Origin of the sequence: Sphingorhabdus sp. (genome assembly GCF_023910635.1) — a bacterium.
Taxonomy (GTDB): domain Bacteria; phylum Pseudomonadota; class Alphaproteobacteria; order Sphingomonadales; family Sphingomonadaceae; genus Sphingorhabdus_B.
On the sequence record NZ_JAAVVZ010000007.1, the window covers coordinates 116,785 to 134,276 of the forward strand.

The 17,492-nt window shown below is 53.3% G+C and carries 14 protein-coding genes; 7 read left to right on the forward strand and 7 right to left on the reverse strand.

All coding sequences use genetic code 11. From position 1 onward, the window contains the following. Nucleotides 1–80 precede the first annotated feature (80 nt). Nucleotides 81–1,076 carry an SLOG family protein gene (locus HEQ34_RS06300; RefSeq protein WP_296198837.1) on the forward strand — a complete coding sequence of 332 codons (996 nt, stop codon included), beginning with the start codon at nucleotides 81–83 and terminating at the stop codon, nucleotides 1,074–1,076. Nucleotides 1,077–1,379: 303 nt separating this feature from the next. Then, nucleotides 1,380–1,670, forward strand: coding sequence for an addiction module antidote protein (locus HEQ34_RS06305; protein ID WP_296198839.1), 291 nt, complete (start codon nucleotides 1,380–1,382; stop codon nucleotides 1,668–1,670). 61 nt (nucleotides 1,671–1,731) lie between these two features. Here the strand turns inward: HEQ34_RS06305 and HEQ34_RS06310 are convergent, their stop codons facing one another. Then, nucleotides 1,732–2,970 (reverse strand): DUF1173 family protein, encoded by a 1,239-nt coding sequence (locus tag HEQ34_RS06310; RefSeq protein ID WP_296198841.1) that lies wholly within the window; start codon nucleotides 2,968–2,970, stop codon nucleotides 1,732–1,734. A gap of 130 nt (nucleotides 2,971–3,100) precedes the next feature. Beyond that, entirely contained in the window at nucleotides 3,101–3,355 is a 255-nt protein-coding gene (locus HEQ34_RS06315) for a hypothetical protein (protein ID WP_296198843.1), read from the reverse strand. A gap of 625 nt (nucleotides 3,356–3,980) precedes the next feature. Between HEQ34_RS06315 and HEQ34_RS06320 the strand changes: the two genes are divergently transcribed. The 4 genes from HEQ34_RS06320 to mobF are packed head-to-tail and all read left to right on the forward strand — an operon-like array spanning nucleotide 3,981 to nucleotide 10,084. Next, on the forward strand, nucleotides 3,981–4,238 hold the full coding sequence (locus HEQ34_RS06320) for a hypothetical protein (protein WP_296198845.1): 258 nt from the start codon (nucleotides 3,981–3,983) through the stop codon (nucleotides 4,236–4,238). Further along, on the forward strand, nucleotides 4,228–6,591 hold the full coding sequence (locus tag HEQ34_RS06325) for a type IV secretion system DNA-binding domain-containing protein (RefSeq protein ID WP_296198847.1): 2,364 nt from the start codon (nucleotides 4,228–4,230) through the stop codon (nucleotides 6,589–6,591). Before HEQ34_RS06320 ends, HEQ34_RS06325 begins: the two co-directional genes overlap by 11 nt. Next, entirely contained in the window at nucleotides 6,588–6,803 is a 216-nt protein-coding gene (locus HEQ34_RS06330; protein WP_296198850.1) for a hypothetical protein, read from the forward strand. Before HEQ34_RS06325 ends, HEQ34_RS06330 begins: the two co-directional genes overlap by 4 nt. Further along, the gene (gene mobF, locus HEQ34_RS06335) at nucleotides 6,800–10,084 is read left to right on the forward strand and encodes a MobF family relaxase (RefSeq protein WP_296198852.1); all 3,285 of its coding nucleotides are present in this window, start codon (nucleotides 6,800–6,802) and stop codon (nucleotides 10,082–10,084) included. The genes HEQ34_RS06330 and mobF overlap by 4 nt, the downstream gene beginning before the upstream one ends. Before the next feature lie 100 nt (nucleotides 10,085–10,184). On the opposite strand, the gene HEQ34_RS06340 is transcribed toward mobF, so the two are convergent. After that, nucleotides 10,185–10,949: a hypothetical protein gene (locus HEQ34_RS06340; protein ID WP_296198854.1), complete on the reverse strand. Its 765-nt coding sequence runs from the start codon at nucleotides 10,947–10,949 to the stop codon at nucleotides 10,185–10,187. A gap of 585 nt (nucleotides 10,950–11,534) precedes the next feature. On the opposite strand from HEQ34_RS06340, the gene HEQ34_RS06345 reads away from it, so the two are divergent. Continuing rightward, nucleotides 11,535–12,212 (forward strand): TonB-dependent receptor, encoded by a 678-nt coding sequence (locus HEQ34_RS06345; RefSeq protein WP_296198856.1) that lies wholly within the window; start codon nucleotides 11,535–11,537, stop codon nucleotides 12,210–12,212. 336 nt (nucleotides 12,213–12,548) lie between these two features. On the opposite strand, the gene HEQ34_RS06350 is transcribed toward HEQ34_RS06345, so the two are convergent. The 4 genes from HEQ34_RS06350 to HEQ34_RS06365 form a co-directional block, all read right to left on the reverse strand. Then, nucleotides 12,549–13,583, reverse strand: a complete 1,035-nt coding sequence (locus HEQ34_RS06350; RefSeq protein ID WP_296198858.1) for an IS110 family transposase — start codon at nucleotides 13,581–13,583, stop codon at nucleotides 12,549–12,551. 160 nt (nucleotides 13,584–13,743) lie between these two features. Continuing rightward, nucleotides 13,744–14,235 carry an Imm26 family immunity protein gene (locus HEQ34_RS06355; protein WP_296198860.1) on the reverse strand — a complete coding sequence of 164 codons (492 nt, stop codon included), beginning with the start codon at nucleotides 14,233–14,235 and terminating at the stop codon, nucleotides 13,744–13,746. 14 nt (nucleotides 14,236–14,249) lie between these two features. Beyond that, nucleotides 14,250–17,168, reverse strand: coding sequence for a LysM peptidoglycan-binding domain-containing protein (locus HEQ34_RS06360; protein ID WP_296198862.1), 2,919 nt, complete (start codon nucleotides 17,166–17,168; stop codon nucleotides 14,250–14,252). Nucleotides 17,169–17,258: 90 nt separating this feature from the next. After that, on the reverse strand, nucleotides 17,259–17,444 hold the full coding sequence (locus HEQ34_RS06365; RefSeq protein ID WP_296198864.1) for a hypothetical protein: 186 nt from the start codon (nucleotides 17,442–17,444) through the stop codon (nucleotides 17,259–17,261). Nucleotides 17,445–17,492 lie beyond the last annotated feature (48 nt).

Consider the following 17,492-nt stretch of genomic DNA (forward strand, 5'->3'; position numbering starts at 1 on the left):
TCCCCCAATCCAGTTTCGGCAAAAGCAGTCTAACCCTGCAAAGGCCGCGATAGTCGCCAATCAGACGAAGGATTAGAACGATGACCAGCAACCAACCCAAGCGCATTAGCAGCTTAGCCGAGATAATGGAACTATACGCCGAGCAAACCGACGTTCGCGGCGATTATGCATCCGCATTCGCCGAAGATATCGCGCGCGCCCAATTATCGGTATACGAACCAGAAACGAACGACGAGCTCCCCGATCCACGCACAGCGCAGCTTTGCGTAGAAACCGTCATGCGAGGGATGTTCGACGTCATGGCCGAAACCCGTTTGCAGCCCTTCGCGCAGCGCCTTGCATGGGGCTTTGTGAACAGCTTCCATATGGTAGCTGGACAGATTGAACGCCAAGAAGATGACGCAGCCAAAAAATTAGGCGAAATGGCGCGAGAGTTTGACCCGTCAGAAATCTATGCAACCCAGCTCGAAACACAGCAACGCATAACCCAAACGCTAACAGAAGCCCGCCAAGCGCTGGAATGTATGCGCGACCATGCAGCCGAAGTCTATCGCGTTGAAGCCGGACAGCCTTGGAGCAGCACCAAAGGTTCGCGCGTATCATCAGCCTTGAGCGCTTCGCACATCGAAGCCCGCGACTTTCTTGCATCCAGAGCGCAGCAACGCCGCGAGCAATTGGCCCCCACTGGCCCCGTCGTCGTTATAACAGGCGCAAGCGTTTGGGATGACTACCGCGCAGTCTATGCAGCGCTTGACCAAGCAAAAGCATTTAGCCCATCCATGATTTTGGCAACAACCGCACAGCGCACAGGCGTTGACGCAATTGCAGCCGCATGGGCAGCAGCAAATGACGTCAAACTCATCGCGTTCAAATTGAACATGGCCCACGGACGCGCCGCAGGATTTAAGCGCAACATCGCGCTTGTAAAACTGGCACCCGTTCAAGCCATCATCTGCAAAGGCTCACACATACAGGTCGACTTGGCAGAAAAAATGCGGACCGCCGGAATTGCCGTCACAATCATCCGGCCAGAAATGGACCAGAGCCAACACACAGGAGAAACCAAAGCCGCATGAACCCGATTTATAGGCGGAGCGGCTAGCCGCCCCGCCTATATAATCATGTCCGCATGGTAACGACTGTTGACATTGCTCGACAAATTGTCATCGGAAGAATTGAGCGCGCCGCATTTGGAAATGTTGGAAAATTTCGGGATTTAGGGCAGGGGCTGGCCGAGATAAAAATAATTATGGCCCAGGTTATCGACTGTATTTTGTGCGCCGCGCAGATGAACTCATCATTCTGTTATGTGGCGGCGACAAGTCGTCGCAAAATAGAGATATTACGCTCGCGCAGAGACTGGCGAAGGAGATAAATTTATGATCGATCCAAGCACATTAGAAATTTTTGACGCTGCAAAATTGCTCGAAAACGAAGAAGATATCGCTGACTATCTCACCGACATGCTCGCCGATGGCAACGCAGCCTTAACGCAACATGCACTAGGCGTTGCTGTGCGCGCCGCTGGAATGATGAAGGTTTGCGATAAAACCGGATTAACACGCCAAGGCATCAACAAAGCCACACGGCCAACAAGCAAACCCAGTTTTCAAACGGTGGTGGCAATTGCCCAAGGCTTAGGCTTGCAACTCCAATTTGTTCAGCGATAAAGCAAACAAAGGCCAGCGAAAAGTTTACGTGAAGCGCCATGCCGCTGCACCTGTATCGCGGTCAATGCGCCTTGCCAGACCCAACACCGCTTGGCGTTGCAATCGGCTGTGCAGCCAAGCCTTTGGAAGGCAATTCATCGCCCGTGCGCCACGTCATATGGGACACACCTTGCGTCCGCATCAGATCGGCAAGCGCCTTGTCATACGCAGGGTCAGGCAAGTTCCTTGTTAAATAGACCGCAGTTGCCTCATGCGGCGTGTCGGTAAAGGTCAAGCTTGCAATGGGTTTATTCAGGGCCAAATTGACCCGCATGCCCTTCACAAAGCGCCGACGGGACGCCACAGACTTCATTAAAAGTGCCCGCTCCTCCAAACCTTCATATGGCAACCAATCGCGCGTTACTGGCATTACCGACAATTCATAAAGTTGCGGTAATCCCGACGCACCAATTGAAAAACTGGCGGCCATGACCAAATGCCCGCCATCGTCGTCTGATTGCCATAATGCTTCTTCGACCGCGAACCGTTTGTGAAAGCGCCGCGCCATGTCCTCGTCGATCAAAAACGGCCATTCCGGTAAATGCTTGATCAGCATCTTTTCACCGAAACGCGCTTTTTCTATCGACTTCACTTCGCCGACCATAATCATGATAGCATCGCGCGACGCATCGGCGACCGAAAGTTCGCCATGGCGACGGCGCGAAATCGCTTCCTTGTCATCAAGCTTAAAAGTCTCAGGGACAAACAAATATTGACCAAGCGATTCGCCGCGCACCTTGCACGATAGCGCAGCGCTCACCAGCTCGCGCCGCACAACAAACCAGTTGCGCTTACCCTGCATCGCCGGATGCCAATGCGTCAGCTGCGCCCTGTCCCAAAGATAATGCAAAAAACCGCGAATAGATAACTTCTGCCCCGTTGATCGCACATCAGGCTTGTCATTTGTAAACGAAGCCGGAGCACTACGCGCAGGACCACGCGAAAGCGCAAATCCAAACTTCAATAAAGTCTCGCCTGTCACATCATCATCAACAACCGCTTGGCCGCGAACCTGTCCGATACCGGTGAGAAAATCAGGTGCCTCATAATGGTCGCAATAATACGCATGGAGCGCGCCAGTTCCGGGCCAGCGTGCCAAAATATACGCGCCCTGCCTGTTAGCAATATATAGATCAAGATCGCGATCACGGCGGCATAAACAGCGCACCTTGCTCTTGATAGAATAAGCGCGCTCAACCATCGCTTCAAAACCGGTATCGCCGGGCGACATTTCGCGGTCTATGACAAAATAACGCTGCATGATGTTGATCCCCGTCAATGCCTAAATTGAATCAAAAAGCTGCCTATTTTGCAAGCAAACGATCATGCAAGCCTTGTCCAATCAAGGATGGAATATCGTTAGCCCCAACGAGACCATTTAAGGCTCCATTCTATCGCAGTTTTTGCGCAATTGCAGCACCGCCCAGCGTTTCGATTGCCTTTGCAATTGCTTTTGCATCACCTATTTCCATCTTGCCGATCTTAACCTTTTGGAGTGCAGCCAGCAGCACCGTGCGGCCAGCATCAAGCGTTGCTTGTTTTGCGCGCTTTTCAGCCTCATTGAGTTTGGCTAATTCAGCCTTGAGCGTCTTACGTCGTGCATCGATTGCAGCCAGATCATCATTGTCTTTTTTTATGCGCGCCATGTCAAAATTCCTTGCAGTTCATGATATTAAGTCTTTGGCAGATGTAACCACGATAATGTGATTTACCAACCGATAATATGGTATCCTTAGAACCGCCAAAAACTTTCTGTCTTACCTATCCGATCCGGGACATTGAATAGATGGAATGCATGATGTTTGCCTCAAGCCCAAGCGGGCAGGGGTTGCCCAGATAATTGGCAACTGACGCCCAGTTAAGAAACCGGAACAAGGACCAACAAGGACAGCGTTCAGGGGATATACTCTTTGAAAAGAGTGCACACGGTATGCGCTAGCGCGGGGTGTCGAGAAAGTCAAAAACCCGCAGAAATGCGAAACAAATGGAGAGGTGCTTATGTGCGCATTATGAGGTGTAAAAAAACACAATAGGGTCATTTTCGCCAGAACGAGGTGCTTATGAGCATACACCTGCAGAAACCTCGACAAAAATTAGCATGTCGAGAGCAAGAAGCAGGTGCGTATCTGAACTCTCTAGATAGCAACAATTGCGGAGTATTGACAAATCTGACGCCAATCGGTAACCAAAAGTTGCCTTACGAAGTATCCACCACCCTTGATTATTGGGGGTGATTACATGGTTAGCGAGTTACGACGGCAATCAGTTGTCTTGGACAGACCCACATGGGACCGCCTTCGGGTAGCCGCTGATGATGCCGGTATCACAAAATCTGAATTAGTACGTTCCGCCGTAGAGCATTATCTGGCTTTTAGATCTGGGCAGTCGTGGAACCCAAACCGGATCGCCGAATTGGTCGAATACTCGCAAATGGCAGTAGACCAGATGCTGCTCAAATTGGCTCCTGAAACACGTGACGAAATCATTGAAGCTGTTGATATACGCATGGAGCAATATCATGGCGGATAGAGGGCCGCGTCCGCTCCACCCGCAAGCCTGGTCTAGCCACGGAGAAGCAAACCGTAATTCAGGAAACTTCACGAGGGGCTCGCAACTTTTAGGACACCAGTTTTCAATGTGGTGGCGAGGGGTGCGCCTACCAGTGGTGATCTGGGCGGGGTTGCTCTTGTTATTCTTCACGATCAGAATGTCCATGACACTTGGCCAATATGAATGGCAAATGATCGGCCAAAGGCTGCTGGCAACTTTGTGGCTGTATCTTGATATTTCCGAAATGAAGCGCGTGGATATTACGTTACGCGATGGCAGCGTATTTCAAACCTATATGGGATATGTACCGTTCATTGCCGACGTACAGACAGCTTGGGCAAAGCTTATAAACGCCTTCCTTGGATCACTCATATTTTCAACGACAATAACAGCTCTATTTGTATACTGGTATGTGCCATGGGCGCGCAAGCGCGGCGAAAGTATCCTAGCCGATCACCATGAGCGCGGCGTCGAACTGGTTGAATATCACGCTTTGCGCAGGTTGATTGTACGCCACAACAGAAAAAAATTGCACGAGCGGGCAGAAGAAATGTTTCCCGATCACAGCGCTGCCGAAGTGGCCGATTTGCCATTTGCAACCCGAAAGCAGGCAGGGCTTGCACCACCTTACATGATAGCAACCCTGCCCTTTACATATGGTACAGAGCAAAGCCACGTCATGGCGGTCGGCACGACAGGCTCGGGAAAAACGACGGTACTTAGATCATTGGTGGCACAAGCAATCGAACGCGGGGATAACATTGTTCTTTTCGATCTAACTGGCCATTATGTTGAAGCTTTTTATAGGCAAGACCGCGACTATATTTTGAACCTCAATGACCAAAGATGTGAAAGCTGGTCGGTGTTTAATGACTGCGAGACACAAAGCGAATTTGTGGCAGCCGCGACTGCACTTATTCCCACAGAGTATGGGTCGGACGGCGGTTTTTGGGAACGCGCAGCACGAACGCTATTTGTTGAAATGTGCGTTAAACTAAAGTCGCTTGGGTTGACCAGTAACAAGGCCCTTTCAGATGAACTTTTGAAGGCCAGCCTCAAGCATATCTATTCCCGTTTGAGAGGAACCGTTGCCGATCCTTTGACGTCGCCGGACGCTGCAAAGATGGCGCAATCCATTCGCGCCGTCCTTAACGCGCACGGAGATCATTTGCGGTTTTTACCGGATGGTGGTGCGCCATTCTCCATAAAGAAATGGATCAAACTCGAGGAAGAAACGCCTTCGATATTGTTCATCACCGCGAGCTATTCCGATCTTGATATGGCAAAACCGCTGCTTACGATGTGGATGAATATTGCGATCAATACATTGATGACTTTAAAGCATACACGCGTGCTTCGTACGTGGTATATATTTGACGAATTGGCAGCGCTGCATAAGCTGCCAGCGTTGGAACGCGGTCTTCAAACCGCACGTAGTTTTGGCGGCGCCTTTGTGCTTGGTCTGCATAACTTTGCAGGGCTAAGAGTGCCCTATGGCGATGACGGAGCCTCCAACATCATCAGCCTGACCAATACAAAGTTATTCCTACGCGTAGCCCACACAGAAACGGCAGAGGAGTGTTCGCGTCTCATTGGAACACGCAAGGTGAGATTCATGGACGAAAGCTACTCCTACGGGGCCCATCAAACGCGCGATGCTTCAACGATCAGCCCCACAACAAAGGAGGAAGCTTTGGTGATTGCTGATGACCTTACAAGCCTTCCAAACCTGACGGGTTATATTCGGTTTCCGGGAAAATTTCCGTCGGCAATGGTAACAATACCTTACGTCAACTACGAGGTGGTCGCTCAAGGATTTATTCCAAACGAACCACCACCATTGTTGCTTTTAGACAAGGACGATGGAGATGATGACAGTGGCGGGCAGGGCGAGGGTGGAGGTCCTGATATCGCAGAACTGCATCCAGAAAGCGATATGCCACCGGAAGAAGCACCTCGGGATAATGCTGTCCATTTAGGCAGTAGAAAGGACATAGACCCGAAAACCGAAAATCCTATTAAACGGGTCACATTGCCCACACCCATCAGTACCCGAAATGCCCCGCGGCGCGGCAGATTGAGTATGCCAAAGAAGCCGGTCCAGTCGACGGAAGGCGATGTAAAACTAAATGTCAGGGAAAGTCAAAAAGGCAAACTAAACACCGTCGCGCCCTTTGCGAAACAGGGTCCTAGGCCCCGTGCCGCGCAGGTTGAGGAGAGTGTTTCAGGTAATATTGCCAAACGTGAAGTGCAGCAAGATTTCTACGACGATTCCACAAAAGCTTCGCGAATAGCAAGTCGCGACGGCGACGAATTGGATCATGATATATGAGCAAACCGGAGCAGCTTGACGATGAAACGTCACATGTCCCGCGTATCGCGCATGAGCGGGCTGAATTTGTCGGAACGCAGCTTCACCGGCAATGCACCAATCTGGTTGGCACGTCTGCACCCAGCGCCGATAATCTGATATGGGCTGACCTCGTTCAGTTTGTATTGCGCGCTGCGCGCGCGGCAGAGCAGAATGGCGGGACAGAGCAATGAGTGTGTCGATTGGCGCGGTGCACTCAGCCAGCGGAGCAGCTGCATATTTTGCGGCCGACAATTATTACAGCGCTGAACAAGCCGAAGGCACATCGCAATGGGCAGGACAAGGCGCAAACGAAGCAGGGCTTGCAGGGGCTGTCGATACAGTTGTCTTTGAGAAAATTCTCAACGGTGTTCTTCCCGACGGCACGCAAGTTGGCGATCCCGAGAAACGTGACCACGGCCGTGATTTTACCTTCTCGATGCCCAAATCTTTATCGTTGTTGGCATTGGTATCAGGCGACAAGCGCATCTTGGAAGCGCATGTCGAGGCCGTGCGCGAAACGATGCAATGGGCAGAGAAGAATTTGGCAGAAGCCCGCATCAAGGTGGACGGCAAGGATGTCGCGGTCAGAACAGGTAATCTTACATACGCGCTGTTTCAGCATGATACGAGCCGCAAAACCGATCCGCAAAGTCACATTCATGCCGTGATTGCCAATCTGACTCGGCTGCCAGAAGATTACCGACAGGCCGATAAGATTGACCCAAACACAGGCGAGGTCACCCGCGATGATGGTTGGCGTGCTTGGCACAACGGGGCGATGTATAAAGCCAGCACGACTCTCACATCGATTGCTAACGCCAATTTGAGGGCGCGCGTCGAACAGCTCGGGTATAAAGCTGAATTGGTGGCTGGCGGCAAACATGGTGCGTTTGAAGTTATAGGGCCAGATGGGGAACGCATTGCAAAGACCGCGCTCGATGGATTTTCCAAACGTGGCCAGGATATCAAGGCTAAGGCGCAAGAACTTGGCGTGCACAGCCCGCAAGGCCGGCGGGAAATAACAAAACGCACCCGCGATGCCAAGATAGATGCTGGTGACCGCGACGCTCTGCAAAGCAAATGGCGCGAGGAAGCAAAAGAGCTTGGCTATAATGGCGATAGCATATTCAAGGCCGCCAGCCTTGCTTGCGAAAAAGGAACGACCGAGCGCGGCGTTATTGCTGTGGGCGCGGCCGTTCGCGATACTATCCAAAATATCGGTGAACATTTACGCCGCGGCGATGACCCTCTGATCGACCAAGGATTATCGCGACTAACGCGGACACCTAATGTCGTTCGCACCCAATATGCGACCGCTAGTGCGGTTCGTATATTGAGTGAGCGCGAAGCAGCGTTCAAAACATCGGATGTTATAAAAACAGCGGTCGACTTAGGGCTTAAGGGCGTCACACATGCCAGCGTTGAAAAGCGCATGGAGCAGCTCGCCGAAAAAGGTCAGCTCGTCGTCGGCCAGTCGCAGCGCCACGATCGCGCCGTTGACTTTGTAACCACAAAAGACGCCATCGAGCAGGAAAGACGCATCCTGAAGGCAATGGATACAGGCATGGGGCAAGGCAGACCATTGATGCCAGCCAATGAAGCTGCGCGCGCGCTACAGGCGCTCGCTGGCGACAAGCAGCTTAATCCCGAACAATTGGCGGCAGCCATTCAGATTGTGTCGTCCACCGACAGGATTGTGCAAATCCAAGGCAGGGCAGGGTCAGGTAAATCGACATTGTTGCAACCCGTTGCCAAAGCAGAAGCTATTGATGCCGCAGCGCGCCTTTTGGGCCAGGATGGGCATAAAACCTTAATTCTAACAGGTGAGGTTAAAGGCGATGCCACGGCCCTGGCGTTTCAAAACAAGATGGTCGGCGACTTAAAAGCCGATACCGGGCTTGAAGCAATGACAGTAGATAGCTTCATTTATCGCAACACAAAATTCTTGGACGGGAACGCATCACCTCAAAGCTTTGCTGCGCGTAAATCGGAACTTCAGGGCAGATATTTGATCCTTGACGAAGGATCCATGAATTCCAACGAACAGATGGATAGGCTTACTTCGCTTGCAAATCTGATGGAGGTTGGCCGTCTTGCCATTATCAGTGATCGAAAGCAGTTAAGCGCGATTTCTGCAGGTAAACCCGCTGCGATGATGCAGGCCCGCAGCATCCAAGATTCCCTTCCGGTCTCCGAAGTGAACATAAATATGCGGCAGACAAACCATGATATGCAACTTGTCGCCAATCTGGCTGACGCGGGCAATATAAGGGGCGCGTTGGACGTTTTGGGCGACCGTGTCATAGAGAGCAATGACCGAACCGGCGATGCAGCGCGCGCATGGCTTAAATTAAGTCCGCAGGAGCGCGGCAAAACTATATTATTGCCTTCGGGGCGTCAGGGCAGGGCAGAAGCCAACGCGCTTATCCAGGCGGGCTTAAAAGCCGAAGGAAGCATATTTGGAGAGGGGCGCAACTTCAACGTCCGCGAAAGTGTTCAGTTGGCGCATGAAGAACTGCGTTATGCCCAAAACTGGCGCGAAGCTGAATTTTTGGAAGTTGGATCAAAATACAACTCTCTTGGGCTGCAGCCGGGAGATTACCGCATCGAACGCGTCTATGACAATGGCCGTATCGGCCTCAGCGACATCAAGGGACGAAAATTGCGGATAGATCCGCTGCGCATTGACCCAAACAAAAGCAGTGAAGCACTCAAACTTGCCAATGAAAAAGCCATAAAGGTGCATGAAGGCGAGACCATAAGATGGACCGCAAGCGACAAAAAAGCAGGCCGTGATATGCTCAATGCGTCCATTGCCCATGTTGAGCGCGTCGGGAAAGACGGGATTACCGTTCGGCTTGGCAATGGCGAGATACGCGAGCTTGTCAATGGTGACCTTATGCTTAAACGCATGGATCTGGCCTACGCGATCAACACCCATATGGCACAAGGTATAACCAGTGACACGGTGTTTTCGGTCATGGGGTCAACCGAAACGACCCTATCCAATGCACGCTCTTTTCTGGTCAATCACACACGACAACGAAGTGATGTTAGGCTGTTCACCGATGACAAAGCCAAGCTGATCAAACAGCTTGAAAGCAATAGAGGCGACAAAACTTCAGCGGTTGAAACCATCGGCGAGCTTGCGGTTGAAAAAATACTAAACTCCAAGAAAAATGGCTCAGACCACAAAAGCGATGCAGCAAAGGACCGTGGCGACGACAGGATCTATCTCAATGATCTTCCTGACTTAAAGGCAAAGAGCGGCACAGCAAACCTCAATGACGCTGCAGATTTGAGCGGAACACAGGCAACAAACGAAAAGGAAGTTGCGGGTCGTGACCTCGGTTTACCAAGAGGGAACGAAACATCCGGGCCCAAAAAGAACGCATCAGAAAAGGGACCAAGTAGCTCCCCAATATCCCAAGAAGAGCGCCAACTTGATCGTTCAAAAGGACTAGAGCTATGATAAAAAGAGACAAGCTCTCCTTTGCAGTGATATCTACGGCAGACAGTTGCCGTGGTTGAAATAAAAACTGGCCTAACTGTACGATCAGCGCCGCTTTTCCCTAGAGGCTCTGCGCGATGCGTTGCAGCGTATCGCCCTGGTTTACGCGATAGCTGCCGCCTGCTGCGCCCTGATAGTAGCTGTTGATAGGGTCGTAATTCTGCGCAAAGTCGGCGTATGCGCCGCCGTACACCTGTTGGTTGCGGAACGTGCCGGGGCTGTTCGGGCTGACCACGCGGCGGTCGCCGACCGAAGCGTCGTAGCTCAAATCCGACGTGCCGTTATTGCCGGTATAACCCATTTGGCGACCGCTAAAGCGATACCATATTTCGTGCGGGTTGCCGGTCTGGCCGCTGATATAGCCGCTTTCGTCGCGGCGGATGATCTGGCCGATCTCGTCCAGAGTAAAGCTGACGCTGCGCGGCTTGCCGTCGGCGATGTAAGCGCTGGTCATCTGGCCGAGCGCGTTGAGATAGAACGTCGTGTTGTACGTCGTCGACTGGTTGATATTGGGCTTGTACTGGATCGACGTTTGAACCGCGCCATCCCACCACTGATAGCCGTTCACCGTGCGGCTGGTGGTGGAGTTGGCGTTGTTGACCGTACTGGTCGATTGCACCCAGGCAACGCTGCCCAGCATATATTGGCCGCTGTTATAGTCGGTGAAGTAATAAGACGTGTTCGACGTATAGGTCTTGTTGTCGTTCTTCTTGGTCGACGTGCTGTCGTAATAGAGCTGACCCTTGGTGTTGTAATAAGCCGTGCGGCTGAAGATCACTGTGTAGCCGTTATAATCATAATCGGACTGCGACGTGGCCCGTCCCATCAGGTCGTAACCGAACGACGATTTCAGCGTGCCAGTGCCCGGGGCGGCAGGGACATTATTTGCGCCCGCGCTTTCGCTTACTGCAGCGCCATAGCTTTGCTGGGTCTGGTACAGGCGGCCCGCGCCATCATAGAGATAGATTTCGCGCAGCTCGTTATAGCTGCCTTCATAATAATAACCCCAGTCATAGTCGTAATAACCGGCCTGATATTGCGTCGTCGCGACGCCAACGCGGTAGTTGATTGCAGGCCCCCTTCGACAAGCTCAGGACAGGCTTGCCGCTATTTGGGCGGATAGCGATGTCAGTGCGTTGCTGACAGGTGAAATACTACATTGCAAGCAATTCTAAATTTAGTGCACTGTCACCGCAATTGCTTTTGTGGCGCTTAAGTTTACAAAATTATACGGCAAACGCGGTATTTGTGTAAACTTACGTCAACATTGCGAAGTTGGCTCACCGGGTCCGAAAGCACGGGCGGAGATCAACATGTTCAAAGAGCCGGTCGTGCAACAGATGCCGGACCAATTCATAGAATCCCAAAGCAAATCCTACATTGCAAGGGGTAATTCGACGAGAATAATTAAGTGCACTGTCACGGTAATTCCACGCTGAATGAGCTTTACCGCCCCTTTACTGTGTTCCCCGTCGCCACCCGCGCCAACGCCGCATTAGACGTTGAAAAACTGCGCGGTGTTGAGGCGGGCTTTGACCTGCGTCCGGCCAATGGCATCTCCTTTGGCGCGACATTGTTTTACAACCGCCTGAACGATGCCATTGCCAATATCACCATCGGTCCCAATCTGCGTCAGCGCGGCAATGTTGATGCGGTCGTGGCCAAGGGGGTTGAGCTGTCGGGCGAAGCCGTTTTTGGCGACGTCGCGCTTTCGGGCTCCTACGCATATAGCGATAGCAAAGTACGCGCCTCTGGCAGCGCGTCCGCACTCAACGGCCTGTCCCCGGCGCAAAGCCCGCGCCATGCCGCCAACGCAAATGTGCGTTGGACGCCAAATGCAGGCGCAATATTCTCTGCAACCGCCCGCTATATCGGCGCGCAGTTTGAGGATGATCTGGAAAGCAACATCTTGTCCTCCGCGTTGACATTCGATGGCTTTGCACAAGTCCCGATAACGCGTCAGATCGCCTTGACGGCCCGTGTCGAGAATATTTTCAACGAGGCGGTCGTAACCCGCAAGGTCGACAGTTCCATCGACCTTGGAACACCGCGCATCTTGTGGATTGGACTGAAGTTTACGACGGAGTAAGCCGCGCCTGAATTCCGAATTCCGACGACAGTGCACCTAATTCCGGCTTAGAACTGTAATTCCCAGCTTGCAATAATTTAGTGCACTGTCATGTCTGGACGGCGCACTGCGATCAAGGGGTAATTGTTGAGATGTAGCACGTTGCGGGTGCGGTCATGTCTTCGGCCTTTTGGTGTGATGGTTGATCACTGGCCCTGATGTTTGTCCGCTTATGCTGTTGGCCCCTATCACCGTATCGCGCTTGCTGGCGCAGACAGTATCCCGGGCTTGGCAGCTATGTCCGTATGTGTTGCATCATGTCCAGTTCACCCGTGATCCCGTTTGCGCGTCTTTGCTTTAGGCGGCGCGATAGCTTGTGTCTTGGCGCATCAGCGCAAAGGCCATGCGGGCAAGTTTGTTAGCCGTGGCAACCGCAACCAGCTTGAACGGCTTGGTCTCCAGCAGCTTCCTTGCCCAGGCCCGCAACGGATCATTATGCCGTGCCTGATGGACCAAGACGGCATGCGCGCCCACGACAAGCAGTTTACGTAAATAGCCATTACCCATTTTGGTGATCCGCCCAAGCCGCTCTTTGCCGCCCGATGAGTGTTGCCTTGGCACAAGGCCAAGGAAAGCGGCGAACTCGCGCGGTCCGCTAAAGCCCGATGGATCGCCAATGGTTGCGACCAATGCCGAAGCGGTGACCGGCCCGATGCCGGGGATGGTCATCAACCGGCTGGCAACCGGATCTGCCTTGGCTTGTGCCGCAACTGCGGTATCGATGTCCCTGATGGCCTCATCCAGATGGTTGATCTGCATGACCAATGGCATCAGGCTCTGCTGGACCATATCACAAATATCAGGATGCCCTTCATGGATCAGCGCGCCCAGACTGCGCATGTTGCGCGCCCCTTGCGCCGCAATGATACCAACCTCTGCCATATGCCCGCGCAAGCCATTGAACAACTGCGTGCGTTGCGCAACGAGCATCTCGCGAACCTTGTGCTGCATGAGCATGGCCTGATTGTCGATGCTGCGCACGGCGACAAAGCGCAGACCCGGACGGAACAGCGCCTCGTAGATCGCAGCAGCATCATTACGGTCGTTCTTCTGCCGCTTCACAAACGGCTTCACATAAGCAGGAGGGATTAGCTTCACATCATGGCCCAAAGCCAACAACGCACGCCCCCAATGATGCGCAGAACCGCACGCCTCCAAACCAACAAGGCAAGGGCCAAGGGCGGCAAAAAAGGGCAGCAGCTCTTTCCTGCGCAGCGCCTTGGCAACAACAACCTTACCCGCAGCGTCACAGCCGTGAACCTGAAAAATATGCTTTGCTAAATCAACCGCAACCGTGGTGACAGTCGATAGATCAGATGGTAACTTGCTCATGTGGATGGCTCGGGTGGTGGATATTTGACAATCACACCCTGAAGGTTCGGAAAGCCCGAATCAACTCAACAGTGCGCCGTCCACAACATCACCGTAATTCCAACATCACCGTAATTCGAGTTTTTATCTTGCCTTAACGGGGTTTTGGAGACTTAGGCGCTCATAGCAGCTTCGACGACGCGGCAGCATAATCCGAATGGAACTTATCATAGTGGGGATTCCATTCGCATACGCCAAAATACCCTTGGACGGCCTCCTCTATCACTGCTGGCGAAGACACACTGCGGTTTCTCAGCATTTCTGCTTCGGACGATGACGCAGGCCGACTAACAGTGCGGTCTCTTGACTCAATATAGACCACACCTGCCTGTCTGACTTTGAACGCGGGCTGTGGGAAGCTGGCCAGATTTCCCTGCACATTCCCGACAATCGGCCAATCACCATGAAAGATTTTCGCATCCAGCGTTAGTGCCAACAAAACCGGTTCCTGATCGATAACGCTGTGCGGGTCCACGTTGTGCGTTTCGATCTTTTGCCCGAAGATCGCCACATAAAGCTCATCGTTCCACGCGCTCACAAGCTGCCCAACAGCCCAAGTCTTGCCGTCGAGAGGAACAAGGAACACGTCACCGACTTTTACCTGAATGCCCATTTGATCGTTTGCTCCTATTTTGGCTCAGGCAGCCCGAATGTCGGGCGACGAGCCGCGCCGACTGGGTCACGCAGGTTGGACACTGCTGATGACCTGCGAACAGCAACGCCGCTCGTCAGTCCCTGAATGTAAGTATGTTCGGCTATGTCGAGTGAACGACCGGGGTTAGCGCGGTCGATGATCTCAAATTCAAACTTTGAATTCGGAAACGTTCGAGCGTGCTCTGCTTGGCGCGCAAAGAAACGGGCATCATTTATGGCTTGCCCGCCATAGGGGGCAAGCTTTCCAGTTATGTCGGTGCGAAGATAGACGATGCCGTTAGGGACTGCGCTCTCTGCGGCAACAACGCTGGTGCTATTGCCCACCGACCTTAAGCCGCTGCCGACAAAGCGGGCGCCATATTTGGCCAGTGGGCCGATGAGTGGGCTTGCCGCCGCTAAGTAGTTATCAAACGTATGTTCGCCGTTCACGCCGATGCGATAGGCACCGGTTCCAAACGCCAAGGGCTGCACCCCGGCCATTGCAACGTCCCAGACCGCGCGGTCGGCTATGGCGTCAAGCTTGTTGATATAGACCTGCTCATCTGCAAATCCCTTCATGACCCAGTCGTGATCATAAGGGTCATAAATTTCACCCGAAGCGATCCCGGCGGTGCGGTATGCCATATAGGTTGACAAACGGCTATCATGCTCTGATTGCCATGGAGTAAAATTAACGGCGGTAGTCGGAACGCCTTCCAGATTTGGATTATCTCTAAGGCCGTTTGGCGAAAGCATCTTTACCGTTATGTCCTTTCCAGTCCCGGACTTTGGTAACGTTAAAATTTGGGCTTGCAAGTACTGGCTATGCAAGTCCTTAATTATGCGGTTTTTAACATTATAGCCGGTGACGCTCGTAGCCAGTGCTGAACTATAAAGGCTCATGTCTTCAGTATGATATACTGTGCCTGTGACAACAATTTCGTCCGCCGCCAATATGTCCTGCGTGATCGGATCGAAGCTCCCCAGCTTCGCCAATTGCGCCAGTGGGTCTTCGGTCACCTGCGCTGCTGGCATGTCCAGCAACGAAGACAACTCTTTGCCAGCCAAGCCCCCCACGGCCTGCCCGATGATATCGGGCAGCGCGGCGATGAGGTTTTTGCCAAAGCTTTCGCCATTGATCGCGCTTCGGGTCGCGGCGTTGGCTATGCCGCTGGCGGCAGAGGTGGCCATTCGGTAGCCAAAGCTGCCAGCAGACGCGCTGACCCCGAACAGCCCGCCCGGACTTGTGAGGGCGCGCCCGACCGCGCCGCCAATGCCAGCGCCAATGCCTGCCGCTGCAACGCCAGCCCAGCTAAATTTGTCCTGTAGGCCGGTCGCGACCCCCACGCCTTGGGTAAGTGCGCTGCCAACGGCACCACGAAGGGCGTCGCCGACAAACTGGCTTCCGATGTTGCCAAACGCACCATTGGTACCGAACAAGCCTTTAGGTCCGAGACCGCCCCCAATGGCTCCACCGATCGCGGCCAAAGCGACGCCTTTGAAGCTAAATTTGTCCTGAATGCCTGTTGCAACGCCAACCGCTTGGCTGGCTATGGAACCCGCTGCCCCGGCAACAGCCCCCGCGCCCACAGCCGCCCATGCGCTTAAAGCTGTTCCACCAAGAGCGCCATAGGTTAATGCCGTCACCGCAATCGCGATCACCGCCAACAATATCTGCCCAAACACGCCACATTTTGGCTTCTTGGGCGGTTGCGGTGTTGACGGCGAGAGGTCGCCTATGGCTTCGCCTGCATTATAGGGTTTGAACGTGCCGGCGTTGTTTTTGGCGTTTAGGACTCCAGTTGGCAGGACGAGGGTCTGGCCTTCGACCAACGCGGCGGCAGCAGACAGGCCGTTGGCCTCGGCGATCTTGTACCAAAGCGAGCTATCGCCGTAGAGGCTTTGCGCGATGCCTTGCAGGCTGTCGCCCTGGTTTACGCGATAACTGCCGCCTGCTGCGCCCTGATAGTAACTGTTGATGGGATCGTAATTCTGGGCGAAGTCGGCGTATGCGCCGCCGTACACTTGGCTGTTGCGGAACGTGCCAGGGCTGTTCGGGCCGACCACGCGGCGGTCGCCGACCGAAGCGTCGTAGCTCAAATCCGACGTGCCGTTATTGCCGGTATAACCCATTTGGCGACCGCTAAAGCGATACCATATTTCGTGCGGGTTGCCGGTCTGGCCGCTGATATAGCCGCTTTCGTCGCGGCGGATGATCTGGCCGATTTCGTCCAGAGTAAAGCTGACGCTGCGCGGCTTGCCGTCGGCGATGTAAGCGCTGGTCATCTGGCCGAGCGCGTTGAGATAGAACGTCGTGTTGTACGTCGTCGACTGGTTGATATTGGGCTTGTACTGGATCGACGTTTGAACCGCGCCATCCCACCACTGATAGCCGTTCACCGTGCGGCTGGTGGTGGAGTTGGCGTTGTTGACCGTACTGGTCGATTGCACCCAGGCAACGCTGCCCAGCATATATTGGCCGCTGTTATAGTCGGTGAAGTAATAAGACGTGTTCGACGTATAGGTCTTGTTGTCGTTCTTCTTGGTCGACGTGCTGTCGTAATAGAGCTGACCCTTGGTGTTGTAATAAGCCGTGCGGCTGAAGATCACTGTGTAGCCGTTATAATCATAATCGGACTGCGACGTGGCCCGTCCCATCAGGTCGTAACCGAACGACGATTTCAGCGTGCCAGTGCCCGGGGCGGCAGGGACATTATTTGCGCCCGCGCTTTCGCTTACTGCAGCGCCATAGCTTTGCTGGGTCTGGTACAGGCGGCCCGCGCCATCATAGAGATAGATTTCGCGCAGCTCGTTATAGCTGCCTTCATAATAATAACCCCAGTCATAGTCGTAATAACCGGCCTGATATTGCGTCGTCGCGACGCCAACGCGCTGTCCGGCAGCGTCGTACATGATGTCTTGCCCGCTGGCTGTGCCATAAGGGCTGCCAGCACCTCGTAGATCGCAGCAGCAGCATTACGGTCGTTCTTCTGCCGCTTCACATCATGGCCCAAAGCCAACAACGCAAGGGCCAAGGGCGGCAAAGAAGGCCAGCAGTTCTTTCCTGTGCAGCGCCTTGGCAACAACAACCTTACCCGCAGCGTCACAGCAGTGAACCTGAAAAACATGCTTTACTAAATCAACCGCAACCGTGGTGACAGTCGATAGATCAGATGGTAACTTGCTCATGTGGATGGCTCGGGTGGTGGATCTTTGACAATCACACCCTGAAGGTTC

Coding starts and splice junctions, on each gene's coding strand:
- HEQ34_RS06300 (WP_296198837.1), top strand. CDS start 81: ATGACCAGCAACCAACCCAAGCGCATTAGCAGCTTAGCCGAGATAATG.
- HEQ34_RS06305 (WP_296198839.1), top strand. CDS start 1,380: ATGATCGATCCAAGCACATTAGAAATTTTTGACGCTGCAAAATTGCTC.
- HEQ34_RS06310 (WP_296198841.1), bottom strand. CDS start 2,970: ATGCAGCGTTATTTTGTCATAGACCGCGAAATGTCGCCCGGCGATACC.
- HEQ34_RS06315 (WP_296198843.1), bottom strand. CDS start 3,355: ATGGCGCGCATAAAAAAAGACAATGATGATCTGGCTGCAATCGATGCA.
- HEQ34_RS06325 (WP_296198847.1), top strand. CDS start 4,228: ATGGCGGATAGAGGGCCGCGTCCGCTCCACCCGCAAGCCTGGTCTAGC.
- HEQ34_RS06330 (WP_296198850.1), top strand. CDS start 6,588: ATGAGCAAACCGGAGCAGCTTGACGATGAAACGTCACATGTCCCGCGT.
- mobF (WP_296198852.1), top strand. CDS start 6,800: ATGAGTGTGTCGATTGGCGCGGTGCACTCAGCCAGCGGAGCAGCTGCA.
- HEQ34_RS06340 (WP_296198854.1), bottom strand. CDS start 10,949: ATGGGACGGGCCACGTCGCAGTCCGATTATGATTATAACGGCTACACA.
- HEQ34_RS06350 (WP_296198858.1), bottom strand. CDS start 13,583: ATGAGCAAGTTACCATCTGATCTATCGACTGTCACCACGGTTGCGGTT.
- HEQ34_RS06355 (WP_296198860.1), bottom strand. CDS start 14,235: ATGGGCATTCAGGTAAAAGTCGGTGACGTGTTCCTTGTTCCTCTCGAC.
- HEQ34_RS06360 (WP_296198862.1), bottom strand. CDS start 17,168: ATGTACGACGCTGCCGGACAGCGCGTTGGCGTCGCGACGACGCAATAT.
- HEQ34_RS06365 (WP_296198864.1), bottom strand. CDS start 17,444: ATGAGCAAGTTACCATCTGATCTATCGACTGTCACCACGGTTGCGGTT.